Origin of the sequence: Luteimonas fraxinea (assembly GCF_021233355.1) — a bacterium.
Lineage (GTDB): Bacteria > Pseudomonadota > Gammaproteobacteria > Xanthomonadales > Xanthomonadaceae > Luteimonas > Luteimonas fraxinea.
Map to the genome: position 1 here is coordinate 2,747,774 of NZ_CP089507.1, position 15,612 is coordinate 2,763,385.

Here is a 15,612-nt window from a genome sequence, read left to right on the forward strand (position 1 = left end):
CGCCCAGGCAGGACGCCTTCCAGGACACAACGCCCCATGAAAATCGTCTTCGCCGGCACTCCGGATTTCGCCGTGCCCTCGCTGCTCGCGGCCGATGCGCGCCACGAAGTGGTCGGCGTCTATACCCAGCCCGATCGTCCCGCCGGCCGCGGCCGCTCGCTGACCGCCTCGCCGGTCAAGCAGATGGCGCTTGAGCGCGGCCTGACCGTGCACCAGCCCGAGCGCCTGAAGGGCGTCGAGGTGCTCGACACGCTGCGCGCGCTCGAACCCGACCTGATGATCGTCGTCGCCTACGGCCTGCTGCTGCCGCAGGCGGTGCTCGACATTCCGACCCATGGCTGCTGGAACGTGCATGCCTCGCTGCTGCCGCGCTGGCGCGGTGCGGCGCCGATCCAGCGTGCCATCCAGGCCGGCGACGCCGAGACCGGCGTGTGCCTGATGCAGATGGAGAAGGGCCTCGATACCGGTCCGGTGCTGCTGCGCCAGACGACGTCGATCACGCCCGAAGACACCGGCGGCAGCCTGCACGACCGGCTGGCCACACTCGGCGCGCAGGTGCTCGCCGACGGCTTGGGTCTGTTGCGCGCGGGCATGAAGCTGGGTCCGGCGTTGCAGCCGGAGGTCGGCGTGACCTACGCGCACAAGCTCGACAAAGCCGAGGCGCGACTGGACTGGTCGCAGCCGGCGCGCGTGCTCGCCGACACCGTGCGCGCGTTCAATCCCTGGCCCGTGGCCGAGGCCGAAGTCGCCGGCGAGCGTCTGCGCATCCACGCCGCGACCGCGCTGCCGCTGGCGCACGGACGACCCCCGGGCACCGTGCTGTTCGCCGGCCGCAACGGCATCGACATCGCCTGCGGCGACGGCGCGCTGCGCCTGCAGCGCGTGCAGCGTGCCGGTGGCCGGGCGATCGACGTCGCCGATTTCCTCAACGCGCGCAGCGATCTGCGCGGCGCAGGCGCCTGACGTGGACAACGGTGCACAGGCCCGGCTCGCGGCGGCGCGCGTCATCGATGCGGTGCTGCATCACGGACGCTCGCTGAAGGCGGAACTGTCGACGGCGTTGGCCGGCATCGACGACGTGCGCGACCGCGCGCTGGTCGAAGCGATGGCGTTCGCCGCGATCCGCCATCAGGGCCGCTATGCCGCTGCGCTGTCGCGCTGGATGCCACGCCCGCCCGGCGCACGCGATGCGCCACTGCGCGCGCTGATCTATGCCGGCTTTGCCCAGCTCGACCCGATGGGTCTGCCGGCGCACGCCGCGCTCAACGCGACCGTCGATGCCGCGCGCCTGCTGGGCCGCGCCCATCAGGCCGGTCTCGTCAACGCGCTGCTGCGGCGCGCGCAGAAGGACGGCCTGCCGACCGCGGGTGCCGACGCCGCCTGGCCGGCGTGGCTGCTCGCGGAAGTGCGCGCCAACTGGCCGCAGGATGTCGAGGCGATCCTCACCGCCAGCGCCGCCGCGGCGCCGCAGTGGCTGCGCGTCAACACGCGCCGCGTCACGCGCGATGCCTACTACACGCGCCTGATCCAGGCGGGCCTGCAGGCCGACGTTCCCGACGACATGCCCGATGCGCTGCGCCTCGCGACGCCGGTGCCGGTCGACGCATTACCGGGCTTCGCCGATGGCGATGTGTCGATCCAGGACGGCGCCGCGCAGCGCGTAGCCGATGCGCTGATGCCGGCCGCCGGTGCACGTCTGCTCGACGCCTGCGCCGCACCCGGCGGCAAGAGTGCACACCTGCTCGAGCGCGATCCTGCGCTGCAGCTGCTGGCGATCGATATCGCCGCGCCGCGTGTCGCGCGGATCGATCAGACCTTCCGGCGGCTGGGCATCGGCGCGCAGGCACGCGTGCGCGCTGCCGATGCGCTCGATCCCGCGCGCTGGTGGGACGGCACACCGTTCGATGCGGTGCTGCTGGACGCGCCGTGTTCGGCGACCGGCATCGTGCGCCGCCAGCCCGACGTGCTGCTGCACCGACGCCCCGCCGATCTCGACGCGCTCGCTGCGCTGCAGGCGCAACTGCTCGACGCACTGGTCGCCGTCGTCGCGCCCGGCGGCACGCTGCTGTACGCGACGTGCTCGATCCTGCGGCGCGAGAACGCCACGCAGGTCGAGGGCTTCCTTGCGCGCCATCCGGACTTCGCACTCGAACCGCTCGATGCGCGTTTCGGTCGCGACACCGGTGCGGGCCATCAGCGCCTGCCCGGCGAATCGGGCATGGACGGCTTCTTCTACGCGCGCCTGAAGCGCCTGCGCTGAGCCCGGCTGCCCACGGGGCGCTCGCTTAGAATCACCGTCATGCAGACACCCGCCGCTAGCCTGATCATCAGCACCTACAACAACACCGACTGGCTGCAGCGGTGCCTGTGGGGCTATGCGCAGCAGGACCGGCAGGATTTCGAACTGATCGTCGCCGACGATGGTTCCGGTCCGGCGACGCGGGAAATGCTCGCGGCGATCACGCCGGACCTCCCGTATCCGCTGCGGCACGTCTGGCACGAGGACGCCGGCTTCCGGAAATGCACGATCCTCAATCGTGGCATCGAGGATGCGCGGTCCGATTACCTGGTCTTCTCCGACGGCGACTGCGTGCCGCGCGCGGACTTCGTCAGCCAGCATCTGCGCCTGCGCGAGCCGGGGCGCTATCTCGGCGGTGGCTACTGCAAGCTGCCGATGGACCTGAGCCTCAAGATCGACCGCGACGTCATCGCGCGCGGCCTGCATACCGATCTCGACTGGCTCAAGGCCAACGGCCTGCCGCGCAAGAAGCGTTCGCTGAAACTGTGGGCGCGCCCGGGCTGGCGCGAGCGCGTGCTCAATGCAACGACGCCGACGAAACCGCGATGGGCCGGCAACAATGCGTCGGGCTGGAAAGCGGACCTCGTGCGCGTCAACGGTTTCGACGAGCGCATGACCTACGGCGGCGAGGATCTCGAGCTCGGCGAGCGGCTGGCGAATGCTGGCGTGACCGGCAAGCAGATCCGCTTCTCCGCGGTGTGCATCCATCTCGATCACGCACGTGGCTACGTGAAGCCGGAAATGAAGGCGGCCAATCAGGCGATCCGCGATGCGGTCGCCGCCGGACGGCTGACGTGGACCGAATTCGGTCTGATGCACGGACCGAAGCGTCAGGCCGGTTCGGCGCGATAGCCGCGTACGACGCGCGATCCGTTCCGGAGAATCGTTGCGCCGCTCCCGTTGCGCCGCTCAGGACAACTCGCGCAACCGCCGGTACTTCTCCAGCACGTAATCGGCCTGCGCCTTGTGGAAGCGCCAGCCCGGCGCGCCGTCGAGGAACGCGCCGCGCAGCAGGTACTGCTTGAGCAGATAGGCGGCCGCATGCAGCGGGCCATCGAGCCCGTTGGCGCGCTTGCCCGCATCGCGACGCTGCTGCGCCCACAGCGCGGCGTACTTGGACAGCTTGGCGACGTGCTCGGCATGGCTGCGCGAGGTGTCGTGTTCGAAATCCGCATCGAGCTTCGCGACTGTCTTGCCTGCAAGATCCGGGCGTTCGTGCACCTGCGAGGGCAGGTAGCGCCAGCCCGCGCGGACCAGCCGCTCCATCGGCTCGCCGCCGCGTAGGCGTTGGCCGAGGAACCAGTTGCGGCGGGTCAGCAGCCAGGCGTCGGCGGTCTCGACACGCCCGTCCGCGAACAGCGCGCGGATCTCTGCATCAGTGCCCGGCGACAGCCATTCGTCGGCGTCGAGCAGCAGCAGCCAGTCGTGCACGGCCAGCGTGTTGGCGAAGGTCTTCTGCGCGGCGTAGCCCAGCCAGTCCTGCTGCACGACACGTGCGCCATGTGCGGTGGCGACCGCGACGGTGTCGTCGGTCGAACCGGAATCGACCACGATCAGCTCGGCGCACAGCGCGCGCATCGAATCGAGACAGCGGCCGATGCGGTCGCCCTCGTTCTTCGTGATGACGACGCCGGATATTGGAAGCGCTTGGGACATGGGCGCGATGATATCGGAGGCGCAGGGGCGTCGCTGATCGCCATGACGTAACGCATCGTGCATCCTGCGCGGCACGAACTTCCTGCACGACGATCGGCCAATGGCACACATCCGCATCATTTCCCGAGACAACGGCGTCGGGCTGACCCGCGACATGGCGCTGGTCGCCGGGTTGTTCACTGACGCCGGACACGATGTGGACGTCATCGCCTACGGCGGCAACCGGATGCTCGACCGGTGCATGGAGCTCGGGCAGCGGCTGCGGCATGCAACGGGCAAACGGGTGGACGTGCAGATCTTCCTCGAGCGCGTATACCCCCGGCTTCTGCCACTCGCCCGCTGCAATCTGCTGATACCGAACCCGGAGTGGTTCCAGGACGGGTGGCACCGGTTCCTGCCCCGCTTCGACGCGGTGCTCTGCAAGACCCGGCATGGCGCGGGCATCTTCTCGTCGCTGGGCTGCGACGTGCGTGAGATCGGGTTCACCAGCGACGACATCTACGACCCGACGGTCGAGCGGGCGCCCGAGTTCTTCCATCTCGCCGGGCGCAGCAGCGCAAAAGGCACCGAGGCGGTACTCGACGCGTGGGCCAAGCATCCCGAATGGCCGCAGCTCACGGTCGTCCAGAACCCGAAGACGGCGACCCGCCGGGTCGAGCGCCCCAATGTCGCGCACCGGCTGGAGTACATCGATGCCGGGACGCTGCGTCGACTGCAGAACCGCAGCCTCTTCCATCTGTGCCCATCGGAGATGGAAGGATTCGGCCACTACCTCAACGAAGCACTGTCAGCTGGTGCCATCGTGCTGGCGACGGACGGCGCACCGATGCACGAACTGGTGACGCCGGAGTGCGGCGTGCTGCTGGCGCCTGCCGCCCGTCGCAGTGAAGGGCTGGTGGAGCGCTTCATCGTCGACGTCGCCGGTATCGAGGCGGGCGTGGAACAGGCGCTCGCACTCGACGCGGCGGCGGTCGCACGCATGTCCGATGCCGCGCGGGCGCGTTTCGTCGATGGCGACAGGCGTTTCCGGAGCAGACTGGTGCCCGAGTGCCTGGCGATCGCAGCTGCCTGAGGGCCGTGGGGACCGGCCCTCGGACGACCACGGACATCAGCGACCGCGGCGACGCCCTTCGACCGGGCGCAGAGAGGAAATGCGGTCGTTCAAGCCGCCGCGCTCGAAGTTGCGGACGTCGCGCGACAGGGTTTCGCAGCGGCCGTTGTAATCCTCGTGCTCGCAGACCTCCCAGGTGCCCCGCAACTGGACGGAGCTGATCATGTCGTTCATGCCCACGCTCTTGAGGTTGCGGATCCCGCGATCGAACGACTGCGAGCGGCCGCGGAAGTCCGCATGTTCGTAGACCGTGATCGAACCGCTGTTGCGGTCCCCGCGGCCCCCGCGATCCCGTTCGCGGTCGTAGCGGCCATCACGGTCATATCGACCGTCGCGGTCGTGACTGGAATTCCGGCGGTCGTGGTCCTGGGGCGCGGCGTGCACGACGCCTCCCATCGACAGCGCGAATGCGGCAAGGGTCAATGCAGGCAGCAGGCGGATGGGCATGCGGATTCCAGTGGTGGGACGGACAGGCCTCACGTTATCCAGCGCCAGCTGAAGAGTGGCTGGCCGGATTCCGGGTCCGGATCACCAGCGCAGCGGTCGCCTCGCGATCGCATGCGCGAGCGTCGCATGGATGCGCTCGGCATCGTCCAGCGACAGGAAGCGCAGCCGCAGCGGTGTGGTCAGCGGATTGGCGCCTGCGGTGTCGAGCCACACCGAGGCCATGCCGAAGCGGCGGTCCAGCGGCGACTGGCGCAGTTCGACGGCCTGCAGCTTGCCCAGCTCGGCGAAGCGCCAGGTGCGCGACCACCAGCCTTCGCGCACCGCGACGAGGGCATCGTCGACCGCGTAGCCGGCGCGCGCGGCGTGGCGGCGGGCGACGAACATCGACCACGGCAGCCACAGCAGGCCCAGCGCGCCCCACCAGTGGAAGAACCACGCCAGTGCGGCGCACAGGCCGACGGTCACGAACAGATCGCCGAGCATCAACCGCTGCCAGGCGCGCGGATGCAGCGGCTGCCAGTGCTGCGGCGGCCATGACGGCAGCAGGGCGATGTCGCGCACGATCGCATCGCAGGTGTCGGGCGGGGCGATCGGCGCGAGGGCATCGAGCCCGTGCTGCGCGTTCGCATTGCCCTGGCCGTCGCTGGTGCGCGCGCTGGCGGTGTCGATCTCCAGCGTGCGCCGCGCGAACAGGCGGTGCAGCACGCCTTCCTGTTGCGTCCAGGCCTGGATGCGTCGACGCGGCACGCTGCTCCGCGACCGGCCCAGCAGGCCGCGCTCGACGGTCAGGCGTCGGCCCTGCCGTTGCAGCCGGAAGCCGTGATAGCGCAGCAGCGACAGCAGCACCGAGAACGCGCGGATCAGCACCAGCGCCGTTGCGAGCACGCCCATCAGCACCACGCCCTTGGCCATCCACGTCGTCGCGAAACCGCTGGCGTAGCCGAAGGCCTCTCGACCGTACTCGACCAGCAACCGGCCCATCGCGCGCTCGGGCATGACCTGGAACGACAGCGCGACCGCACCGGCGACGACGATCAGGCCGCGGTTCGAGATCAGGCCGAGCTTGACCACTTCCCAGGTCGACAGCGCCAACAACGTGGTTCCTTCGGGCGCGGCGACCGGTGTGCCGTCAGGCGCGGCAACCGCTGCATCGGCGCGGCCGCGATCGCGGATCAGCTGTTCGAGCGCCAGTGCCTCCGGCATACGCAGTACGCGCATCTGTGCCTCGGGTTTCGTGCCGCCAGCCGATTCCAGCCGGACTTCAGCCACGCCCATCAGGCGATGCAGCAGGGTCTGGTGGATGGCGACGTTGTGGATGCGCGAGTACGGAATCTGCCGCACGCTGCGCTCGAGCAGGCCGCTGCGTACGATCAGACGATCGTCGTCGATGCGGTAGCGGAAGGTCAGGTACTGCCACACCGACACGACGACCAGCGCGCCGACGCCGATCATCGGCAGCCACCACGGATAGCCGTCGTCGCGGCGACCGCCGGCGAACAGCAGCACGGCCAGCGGCACGATGAACTGCCGCAGGTTCTGCAGCAGCACGAACAGCCACGAGCCCGGGTGCAGCCGGCGCTCGTGGTTCTCGGGCAGCAGCGCCTCGGGCGCAGCCGGCTCAGGCGTCGTCATGGTCATCGTCGCGGGCGGCGCGCGCGGCCAGCGTGTCGCGCAGACGTTCGGCCTCTTCGAAGTCCAGACCCGACAGCGACAGCGCGCTGTTGCGGGTGCCTGCGGTGTGCACGATCAGCGTCGCCAGTCCGAACGCGCGTTCCAGCGGCCCGCGGCGCACGTCGAGATGCTGCACGCGATTGCCGGGCACGCGCGTGTCACTGCGCCACATGTGCCCGCGGCGCACGCCGAAACCATCGTCGTCGAGCCGCCAGCGCGTGCGCAGCCAGCGCCGGCGCGCGATCCACACCGTCCACGCCGGAATCACCAGCAGCAGCGCGCCTGCAATCGCGAACGACAGCGGCTGGCGATCGGCGGCGATCAGGCCGACGCCCAGCGCGATCGCCAGCGGAATCAGGGTGCCGATCAAGGTCGCGATCGTCGCCAGCGTGCGCGCCCGCAGCGGCAACGGCTGCCAGACGTCGGTTTCGACCTGTGGGGCAGGCACCGCCGGTTCGACGGGCAATGGCGGCGGTGTGGACACGTGGTCTTCGCTGGCGGTCATCGGCGCGTGCTCATCGTCGACGTTCGAGGTCGAGATAGGGATTGTCGTCACCCGAGCCGGATGGTCGGGCCTTGTAGCGTTTGTAGGTCCACTGGTACTGCGCCGGATCGCGCCGCGCGATGTGTTCGACGCCGGCGTTGAGCGCGGTGGTCGCGCGCACCAGATCGGCATCGGCGATCGCGGGATGCGCGGGTTCGATGCGCAACGCGAAATCCGGACCGTCGCCGATGCGCTCGCAATACGCGAACAGCAGGGTCGCGCCGGTGCGCTCGGCGAGGCGCGAGGCCAGCGTCATCGTCAATGCGGGCATCCCGAAGAACGGCGCGAACTCGCCGTCGCCGGCCTTGGGCTGCTGGTCGGGCAGGATGCCGACCACGCCGCCATCCTTGAGCGTCTTCCACAACTGGCGCACGGCCGGGCCTTCGGCGCGCACCTGGCGCACCCGGTCCGGCACGCCGGCGCGCACGCGGCGCAGGAAGGCTTCGCCGACGGCCGAGTCCGGTGCGCGATAGAGGATCGAGATCGGCGTGCGCGCGGCCAGCCACTGGTTGAGCAGTTCCCAGTTGCCGTAGTGCGGCGCGCAAACGATCAGGCCGCGGCCATCGGCCAGTGCCGCGTCGAACAGGCCGACGCCGTGCTGCTCACGCAGCATCCGCAGATTGCGCGCATGTGGCCGCGTCCAAAGGCGCAGCGTTTCCAGCGTCTGCAGCGCGGTCGTGCGCAGGATCGCCTTCTGCAGCGCCGCGCGTTCGTCGTCGGTCAGTTCGGGATAGGCGAGTTCGAGATTGCGCAGCGCAACCCGGCTCTCACGGCTGCCCGTCAGTCGCCCGAGCGCAGCGGCCGCGCCGGCGATGCCGCGCAGCACCGGCGCTGGCAGTGCGCCGACGAGGGTGGCGAGCAAATAAAGAGTGCGTGCGATCAGATCCGGCATGCCCGAAGTCTAGGCGGTGTCGCGCGGGTGGGGATAGGTGCCGAAAGTCGGCTTTGCTTCAACGTTCTCTTCGCAGGTACATCGCTGGGCGGACGCCGTTGCGTCGCATGGGCGTTCTGCGGTGTCTTTGATTCGGCTTTGGCTTTGGCTTTGGTTGTGGCTTGCGCCTTGGCTTGGCTTTCGCGCTTGCTCCTGCTTCGGCTTTTCGCTTTGCTCTTGGCTCTGATCTCAATCGAGCCGTAAAGCGAGCCGAGCATCGCAGGGCGACGGGGTCGAAGAGCAGCCCATGTCTGAGCGCAGCGAGTTTGGGCTGCGTGCCCCGTCGTCCGAGAAGCGCAGGGGACCGCCGCGGCTGTATCGCGGCGGATCGCGTCCGGCGAAGACGGTTTTTGCTTACTTTTGCCAAGACAAAAGTAAGCCGCGCGACAGCGCGGAAGCCCTGTACTTGATCTTCGCTCCTGCGGTTGATTCTCTGCTTGGAACGTCGAGGTCGCAGAGCGACAAGCGGAGATGCGCAAGCAAGTGCACGGCTTTCGCCCGCTGCGCGCGCGAGTCCCTTTTGGATGGACCCAAAAGGAACCAAAAGGTCCCTTCGCCGGACGCGATCCGACGCGATGAAGCCGCGCCGGTGCCCTCCGCTCCTCGCCTGACGCGGCACGCAGCCCAAACTCGCTGCGCTTAGACATGGGCTGCTCTACGGCCACGCCAGGCTCCGGTGCTCGGCTCGCTCTACGGCTCGATTTCAGATCAAAAGCTGGAAGCCAAAGCCAAAGCCAAAGCCAAAGCCAAAGCCAAAGCCAAAGCCAAAACTAAAGCCGAAGACCTGCAGACAGCACAACGCAAAACGCCGCCCGAAGGCGGCGTTTTTATCCAACAACCAGCGACCTCAGTCGCGGTCGTTGTCGATCGCGGTGCGCTCGGTGGCGAACGGGTTGAGGCGGCGGATCTTCCACGGCTCGTTCGGCCAGTTGCCGGTCAGCGACGGGTGATCGGGCTCGTTCTGCTCGAGCACGCGACGGGCGTCGGCGGCGAGGGTGTCGTTGCCGAGGTTGGCGTAGCTCGCTGCCAGGAGCGCGACCGCGTCGTTCTGGTACTCGCTCTGCGGGTAGGTTTCGAGCAGGTAGGTCGCGCGCTGCGCGGCGGCCACGTAGGCCTCGCGGCGCAGGTAGTACAGGCCGGTCTCGATCTCGTGGCGGGCGAAGGTGTTGCGCAGCGTGGCCATGCGGTTGCGCGCGTCGGCGGCGTAGCGGCTGTTCGGGTAACGGTCGGTCACGGTGTTGAAGTCCGCGTACGCCTGGTTGGGCGAGGCGAGATCGCGACGGCTGCTGTCCAGGCTCCACACGCGCTGCAGGAACACCGTGTCGCGGTTGGAGTTCACCAGGCCGCGCAGGTAGTACATGTAGGGGATGTTGCGGTGCGTGGGATAGGTGCGGATGAAGCGGTCGATGCCCGAGATCGCTTCCTCGTTGTTGCCCATCTTGTAGTTGGCGTACGCGGTCTCGACCAGCGCCTGCTCGGTGTAGGGGCCGTACGGGTACTGCGCGACGAGGCGGCGGAACGACGTGGCGCCGTTGCTCCAGTTGCCTTTGCGCATCGAGTCGTGGCCCTTCTGGTAGAGCTCGGCGACGGGCACGCCCTCGTTCTCGTCGTCCTTGGTGTTGCGGGAGCAGCCCGCGGCGACCATGACGACCAGCAACAGGAGCATCGAAGTGCGGGCCAGGGCGCGGATCGGCGAGGCGAGGCGTGGGGTCATGGGGGCAATTGGGCGTATGGGCACGAACCGCGGATAATAACAGTCCGGGTGGATCGCCCGGCTTTCCCCGCCTGAACCCGAGCCGTCCCGATGCAGCAAGACCCCAGCGACCACCCCGACCACCGCACCGCCACGGTGCCGGATGCCGCGGCAGGGCGCCGTTTCGACGCCGTGCTCGCCGAACTCTTCCCCCAGTTCTCCCGCTCCAAGCTGACCACCTGGATCAAGTCCGGCGAGGTGCTGCTGAACGGTGAAGTGCCGCGCCCGCGCGACGCGGTGGTGGGCGGGGAGACCGTCAGCCTGAACGTCGTGCTCGAGACCCAGACCACGGCCGAGCCGCAGGACATCCCGCTGTCGGTGCTGTTCGAAGACGATCAGGTGATCGTGGTCGACAAGCCGGCCGGACTGGTCGTCCACCCGGGCGCCGGCAACTACGACGGCACCCTGGTCAATGCGCTGCTGTTCCGCGACGCCTCGCTGGCGACGCTGCCGCGCGCGGGCATCGTGCACCGGCTCGACAAGGACACCTCGGGCGTCATGGTGGTCGCGCGCACGCTCGAAGCGCACAACGCGCTGGTCGAGCAGCTGTCGGCGCGCGACGTGCATCGCCAGTATCTGGCCGTCGTGGTCGGCGCGCTGGTGTCGGGCGGCACCGCCGATGCGCCGATCGACCGCCACCCGCGCGACCGCCTGCGCATGGGCGTGCGCGAGGACGGCCGCGAAGCCGTCACCCACTACCGCCTGCGCGAGCGCTTCCGCGCGCACACGGCGCTCGAATGCCGGCTCGAAACCGGCCGCACGCACCAGATCCGCGTGCACATGGCGCATCTGCGGCATTCGATCCTCGGCGACCCGCTCTACGGCGGTTCGCTGAAGCTGCCCAAGGGCGCGTCGGACGAGATGATCGCGACGCTGCGCGGTTTCCGCCGCCAGGCGCTGCACGCCGAGACGCTGGAGTTCAAGCATCCGGTCACCGGCGAGGCCGTGCGCTGCAGCGCGCCGCTGCCCGAGGACATGCAGGTGCTGCTGAAAGTGCTGCGTGCGGATGCGATCCAGCACGCGGAGATGGGCCGCCGGTGAGTGCGCTGCTGCACGCCGACTGGCCCGCGCCGCACGGCGTGCGCGCGCTGACGACGCTGCGCCATGGCGCCGGGGTGTCGCAGGCGCCGTTCGACAGTTTCAATCTCGGCAACCACCGCAGCGCTGCCGGTGACGCGCCCGATGCGGTCGCACGTAATCGCGACGTGCTGGTAGACATCGCCGGCCTGCCGTCGCCGCCGCACTGGCTGCAGCAGGTGCACGGCGTCGAGGTCGCGCGCTTCGTCGCGCCGGCAGGCGCTGCGCAGCAGGCGCTGGTCGAGGCCGATGCATCGGTCACATCGGAACCGGGCGTGGTGCTCGCGATCCTGACCGCGGATTGCCTGCCGGTGGTGTTCGCCGCCGATGACGGCAGCGAAATCGGCGCCGCGCATGCGGGCTGGCGTGGACTCGCAGCGGGCGTGCTCGAAGCGACGGTCGCGGCGATGCGGACCTCGCCGTCGCAGCTGCGGGTGTGGCTCGGCCCGGCCGCGGGACCCGCGTCCTACGAGATCGGTGCGGAGGTGCGCGATGCGTTCGTCGCGGGTGATCCGGGCGCGGAGGCTGCGTTCGTGGCGACGCGTGACGGTCACTGGCGCGTCGATCTGTACGCGCTGGCGCGGCGGCGTCTGGAAGCGGTGGGCATCCGCGGCGATGCGATCCATGGTGGCGACCGGGACACGATCGCCGAATCCGAAGCATTCTTTTCGCATCGTCGGGATGCGCGCACGGGGCGGATCGCGACGCTGGTGTGGATGGCCTGAGGACAGCGTCGCGCCGTGGAGCGTCCCCGCGCAACATCGCAACGCGTGCCTTCAAGCCGTCGTTCCGGCGAAAGCCGGAACCCAGCGTTTTTCGCAGTTCCTTCAGGGCACAAGTCACTGGATTCCGGCTTTCGCCGGAATGACGGAGCCGTGATCCCTGGCAATCCGTGACGCCTTCGCGCAGCCGAGGGACTGTCGTCAGGCACGGAATGTCTTTGGATCGCGCTCGATCAGAACGCGTACCGCACCCGCGTGTAGTAGTACGCGCCGCTGCTGCCGATGCCCGACAGCACGTCGTAGGGCAGATTGCCGAAGTAGAAGATGTCTTCGTTCGACAGGTCGGCGTATTCATCGGTCAGGTTCTGGCCGCCGATGGCGAGCGTCCACCTGTCACCGAGGCGCACTTCGGCCTCCGCGTCGAGCTGCCACTTCGCGCCGTAGACCTGCTCGGGCTCGAAGCCGCCGCCGAAGTTGAAAACGCGCTTGGTGCTGCCGTGGCGGGTCACGCGGGCGAGCAGGTTCCAGCGGTCGTTCGTCCAGCTGCCGGTGAACGCCGAGCGCGTGCGCGGGGCGGCGTCGGTCAGCGTGTTGCTCTCCTCGACGCCGAACAGCACTGCGTCGGGCACCACGGCCGACAGCGCGGCCGGTGTCGCGACGATGCGCTTGATCTCGGTGTCGGCGTAGCTCCAGGTGCCGGTCAGCAGCAGCGAACCGCCGGCCAGCGGATGGCGCCAGTTGGCGACGGCTTCGGCGCCGCGCGTGCGGGTGTCGGCGGCGTTGGTGAAGAAGCTGACGCTCTGCACGCCCGGCACGCCGAACTCCGCATCAATGAAGTCGGTCAGCGCATCGCTGGTGATCGCTTCCGACAGCGCGACGCGATCGTCGATGTCGATCTGGAACAGATCCAGCGAGAAGTCGAAATTCTCGCCGACGCGGCTGGTGAAGCCGAGGCTGGCGTTGATCGACTGTTCGGGCGTGAGGTCGGTCGCGCCGAGCGCGCGGGCGATCGGGTTGTTCACCGACAGCAGACGGCTCTGGATCAGCTGGCCGGCGGCGTTGTAGCCGGTGCCCGTGGATTCGTAGCCGATCTGGCCGAGTGACGGCGCGCGGAAGTTCTTCGACAGCGCGCCGCGCAGCGCGAACGCCGGCACGAACTCGTAGCGCGCGGCGAGCTTGCCGGTCACTTCGCCGCCGAAGTCGCTGTAGTGCTCGTAGCGCACGGCGGCGTCGGTGCTGAGCTTCTCCCCGAAGCTGCTCGACACGCTGGCGTAGACGCTGGCGACATCGCGGTCGAGATCGGCTTCGTCCTGCGGGGTCAGGCCGCCGCCGGCCTGTGAGCCGGTCGGGCGATCGGTGAACGGGCCGGCTGCGTAGCTCGCCGGATCGCCGGCGCCGGTTTCGTAGTTCTCGACGCGGAATTCCACGCCGGTGGCGAAGGTGTGCAGGTTGTCGCCCTGCGCGAACAGACGGCTGACGTCGACGTTGGCCAGCGTCTGGTCGAACGCGTAGTCGCCGGTCTTGAAGCGCGTGGGGCTGGACGGGCCGAGCGAGGCGTTGATCGAATCACGCAGGCGATAGGTGAATTCGTTGCGGCCGTGATTGAGGCTGGCGTCGACATCCCAGTCGCCCCACTGCGTGCGCACACCGGCGACGCCCGCGACATCGAGGTTCTCGCCGATCGACACCGGCCGGAAGCCGTTGGGATACACCTCGAGCCAGTTCGCTTCGCCGTCGGGATAGCGGAAATAGTTCGCGCCTTCGGTATCGCGCTGGTTGTAGGTGCCGAACGCGTAGAAGGTCGCGGAGTCGCCGAGTGCGATCTCGGTGTTGAGCCAGCCGTTGATGTCCTTGGCCGCGCCGTTGCCGTGGTGGTAGTTGCGCTGGCCCTGCAGGGCGAGGTTGCGCGGCGTCTGGTCCCACGGCGGAATCTGGTCGAAGCCGGCGCGATTGGTCGGCGAGAGTTCCTTGTACTCCAGGCCCACGCGCAGGAAGCCGTCGTCGCCGAGCGCGGTGCCGACCTTCGCCGCGAGCGATGCGCTCTGGCCGTCGGTGATGCGCTGGTCGGTCGGCTCGAACTTCGTGTGGTGCGCGCCGTAGCTGGCCTCGATCGCGCCGCCATCGCCGCCGTCGTCGAGAATGATGTTGATCACGCCGGCGACCGCATCGGCGCCGTATTGCGCGCCCGCGCCGTCGCGCAGCACTTCGATGCGCTTGATCGCACTGAGCGGGATCGCGTTGAAGTCCACCGGCGTGGTGCCACGGCCGACCTTCGAACCCGTCGTCACCAGCGAGGACACATGCCGGCGCTTGCCGTTGACCAGCACCAGCACCTGGTCCGGCGACAGGCCACGCAGCTGCGCGGCGCGGATGTGGTCGGCACCGCCGGAGTTCGACTGGCGCGGGATGTTGAACGACGGCAGCAGCGCCTGCAGCGCAGCACCGAGTTCACCGTTGACCGCGCCGGCGCGGCGCAGGTCGTCTTCGTCGAGCACGTCGATCGGCGACGTCGATTCGAGCACCGTGCGGTCGGTCGCGCGCGTGCCGGTGACGATCACCGCATCCAGGCGGGTCGCGCCATCGGCGTCGGCGGTCTGCGCCGCGGCCGGCAGGGCCAGGCCGCATGCGATGGCCAGCGCCAGAGGGGTGGAGACGAGGCGGCGGGCGGACGGCATGGGCATGGAATTTCCTGGCGGAGGCGGGGAGAGGGCGGTGCCGGGCGCCGAGCTGGGGAGGGGCGACGGGGCGCCCGGCACCGCGACCGCGCTGGGCGCGGCCGGTCCACCATTGGGCACGCTTCCAATTCATACGTCCATCCGGATCGAGCGATACAGTGTTGCGGCACTGCAACAATTCCCGGCCGCCCACGCCTCTAGCATGGCGGCCCCGCACATCCCGGCCGTGGCCATGTCCCTGTTCCGTCCGTTGCTGTCGATCCTCGCCGCGTCTGCGATCGCCGCCTGCGCCACCAGCGCGCCCACGTCCGCGCCCGGGGTGCCGGAGAAGGTCGTCACCTCGGCCTATCACGGCGATGCCGCGCGACCGGCCGAAGGCATCGGCTGGGTGCGCACCGAGCTGTATTTCGCGACCGGCCAGTGGGTGGCCTCGCCCGAAGAGACCGCGGCATCGGAACAGCGCTGGCTCGACTTCCTCGATCGCGAAGTCACCCCGCGCTTTCCCAAGGGCCTGAGCGTGATCGACGTCTACGGCCAGTGGCTGCCGCCGGGCGCCAGCACGCCGTCGCGCCTGCGCTCCAAGGAGCTGGTGGTGCATCATCCCGATACGCCGGAGCAGGCCGCCGCGATCGAGGCCATCCGCACCGCATGGAAGCAGGAAACCGGTCATCTGTCGGTGCTGCGCTCGCAGCTGCACGCCGACGTCTCGTTCTGATCATCCCGCGT

At 69.1% G+C, this 15,612-nt stretch carries 15 protein-coding genes; 7 read left to right on the forward strand and 8 right to left on the reverse strand.

The window, feature by feature from the left end:
• The first annotated feature begins 36 nt into the window (after window positions 1-36).
• From fmt to LU699_RS12335, 3 genes are read left to right on the forward strand one after another with little or no spacing between them, the layout of a single operon-like run.
• The gene (gene fmt / locus LU699_RS12325; protein WP_232138285.1) at window positions 37-963 is read left to right on the forward strand and encodes a methionyl-tRNA formyltransferase; all 927 of its coding nucleotides are present in this window, start codon (window positions 37-39) and stop codon (window positions 961-963) included.
• A 1-nt stretch (window position 964) separates the two neighbouring features.
• Window positions 965-2,260: a 16S rRNA (cytosine(967)-C(5))-methyltransferase RsmB gene (gene rsmB, locus LU699_RS12330; RefSeq protein ID WP_232138283.1), complete on the forward strand. Its 1,296-nt coding sequence runs from the start codon at window positions 965-967 to the stop codon at window positions 2,258-2,260.
• Between the two features lie 39 nt (window positions 2,261-2,299).
• Window positions 2,300-3,151 carry a glycosyltransferase family 2 protein gene (locus LU699_RS12335; RefSeq protein WP_232138281.1) on the forward strand — a complete coding sequence of 284 codons (852 nt, stop codon included), beginning with the start codon at window positions 2,300-2,302 and terminating at the stop codon, window positions 3,149-3,151.
• Between the two features lie 57 nt (window positions 3,152-3,208).
• Here LU699_RS12335 and LU699_RS12340 read toward each other — a convergent pair whose 3' ends face one another.
• Window positions 3,209-3,955: a glycosyltransferase family 2 protein gene (locus LU699_RS12340; RefSeq protein ID WP_232138280.1), complete on the reverse strand. Its 747-nt coding sequence runs from the start codon at window positions 3,953-3,955 to the stop codon at window positions 3,209-3,211.
• 100 nt (window positions 3,956-4,055) lie between these two features.
• Between LU699_RS12340 and LU699_RS12345 the strand changes: the two genes are divergently transcribed.
• Window positions 4,056-5,027 (forward strand): glycosyltransferase, encoded by a 972-nt coding sequence (locus tag LU699_RS12345; protein WP_232138278.1) that lies wholly within the window; start codon window positions 4,056-4,058, stop codon window positions 5,025-5,027.
• 36 nt (window positions 5,028-5,063) lie between these two features.
• Here the strand turns inward: LU699_RS12345 and LU699_RS12350 are convergent, their stop codons facing one another.
• From LU699_RS12350 to LU699_RS12370, 6 genes are all read right to left on the reverse strand, one after another.
• A complete protein-coding gene (locus LU699_RS12350; protein ID WP_232138276.1) occupies window positions 5,064-5,513 on the reverse strand; it encodes a beta/gamma crystallin-related protein in 450 nt (149 codons plus the stop codon).
• Between the two features lie 81 nt (window positions 5,514-5,594).
• A complete protein-coding gene (locus tag LU699_RS12355; RefSeq protein WP_232138274.1) occupies window positions 5,595-7,151 on the reverse strand; it encodes a PH domain-containing protein in 1,557 nt (518 codons plus the stop codon).
• Complete coding sequence (locus LU699_RS12360) at window positions 7,132-7,740, reverse strand: PH domain-containing protein (protein WP_232138272.1); 609 nt, start codon at window positions 7,738-7,740, stop codon at window positions 7,132-7,134. Before LU699_RS12360 ends, LU699_RS12355 begins: the two co-directional genes overlap by 20 nt.
• Window positions 7,700-8,620, reverse strand: a complete 921-nt coding sequence (locus tag LU699_RS12365) for a lauroyl acyltransferase (RefSeq protein WP_232138270.1) — start codon at window positions 8,618-8,620, stop codon at window positions 7,700-7,702. The genes LU699_RS12360 and LU699_RS12365 overlap by 41 nt, the downstream gene beginning before the upstream one ends.
• 742 nt (window positions 8,621-9,362) lie before the next feature.
• On the reverse strand, window positions 9,363-9,497 hold the full coding sequence (locus LU699_RS18340; RefSeq protein ID WP_269781269.1) for a hypothetical protein: 135 nt from the start codon (window positions 9,495-9,497) through the stop codon (window positions 9,363-9,365).
• 9 nt (window positions 9,498-9,506) lie between these two features.
• Entirely contained in the window at window positions 9,507-10,373 is an 867-nt protein-coding gene (locus tag LU699_RS12370) for an outer membrane protein assembly factor BamD (protein WP_232138268.1), read from the reverse strand.
• A gap of 90 nt (window positions 10,374-10,463) precedes the next feature.
• Here LU699_RS12370 and rluD point away from each other — a divergent pair, with 90 nt between their 5' ends.
• Window positions 10,464-11,453: a 23S rRNA pseudouridine(1911/1915/1917) synthase RluD gene (rluD, locus tag LU699_RS12375; RefSeq protein ID WP_232138266.1), complete on the forward strand. Its 990-nt coding sequence runs from the start codon at window positions 10,464-10,466 to the stop codon at window positions 11,451-11,453.
• The gene (gene pgeF, locus LU699_RS12380) at window positions 11,450-12,214 is read left to right on the forward strand and encodes a peptidoglycan editing factor PgeF (RefSeq protein ID WP_232138264.1); all 765 of its coding nucleotides are present in this window, start codon (window positions 11,450-11,452) and stop codon (window positions 12,212-12,214) included. The genes rluD and pgeF overlap by 4 nt, the downstream gene beginning before the upstream one ends.
• 230 nt (window positions 12,215-12,444) lie before the next feature.
• Here pgeF and LU699_RS12385 read toward each other — a convergent pair whose 3' ends face one another.
• Window positions 12,445-14,892: a TonB-dependent receptor plug domain-containing protein gene (locus LU699_RS12385; protein ID WP_232138262.1), complete on the reverse strand. Its 2,448-nt coding sequence runs from the start codon at window positions 14,890-14,892 to the stop codon at window positions 12,445-12,447.
• Between the two features lie 226 nt (window positions 14,893-15,118).
• Here LU699_RS12385 and LU699_RS12390 point away from each other — a divergent pair, with 226 nt between their 5' ends.
• Window positions 15,119-15,601 carry a DUF3574 domain-containing protein gene (locus tag LU699_RS12390; protein ID WP_232138260.1) on the forward strand — a complete coding sequence of 161 codons (483 nt, stop codon included), beginning with the start codon at window positions 15,119-15,121 and terminating at the stop codon, window positions 15,599-15,601.
• The last annotated feature ends 11 nt before the right edge of the window (window positions 15,602-15,612 follow it).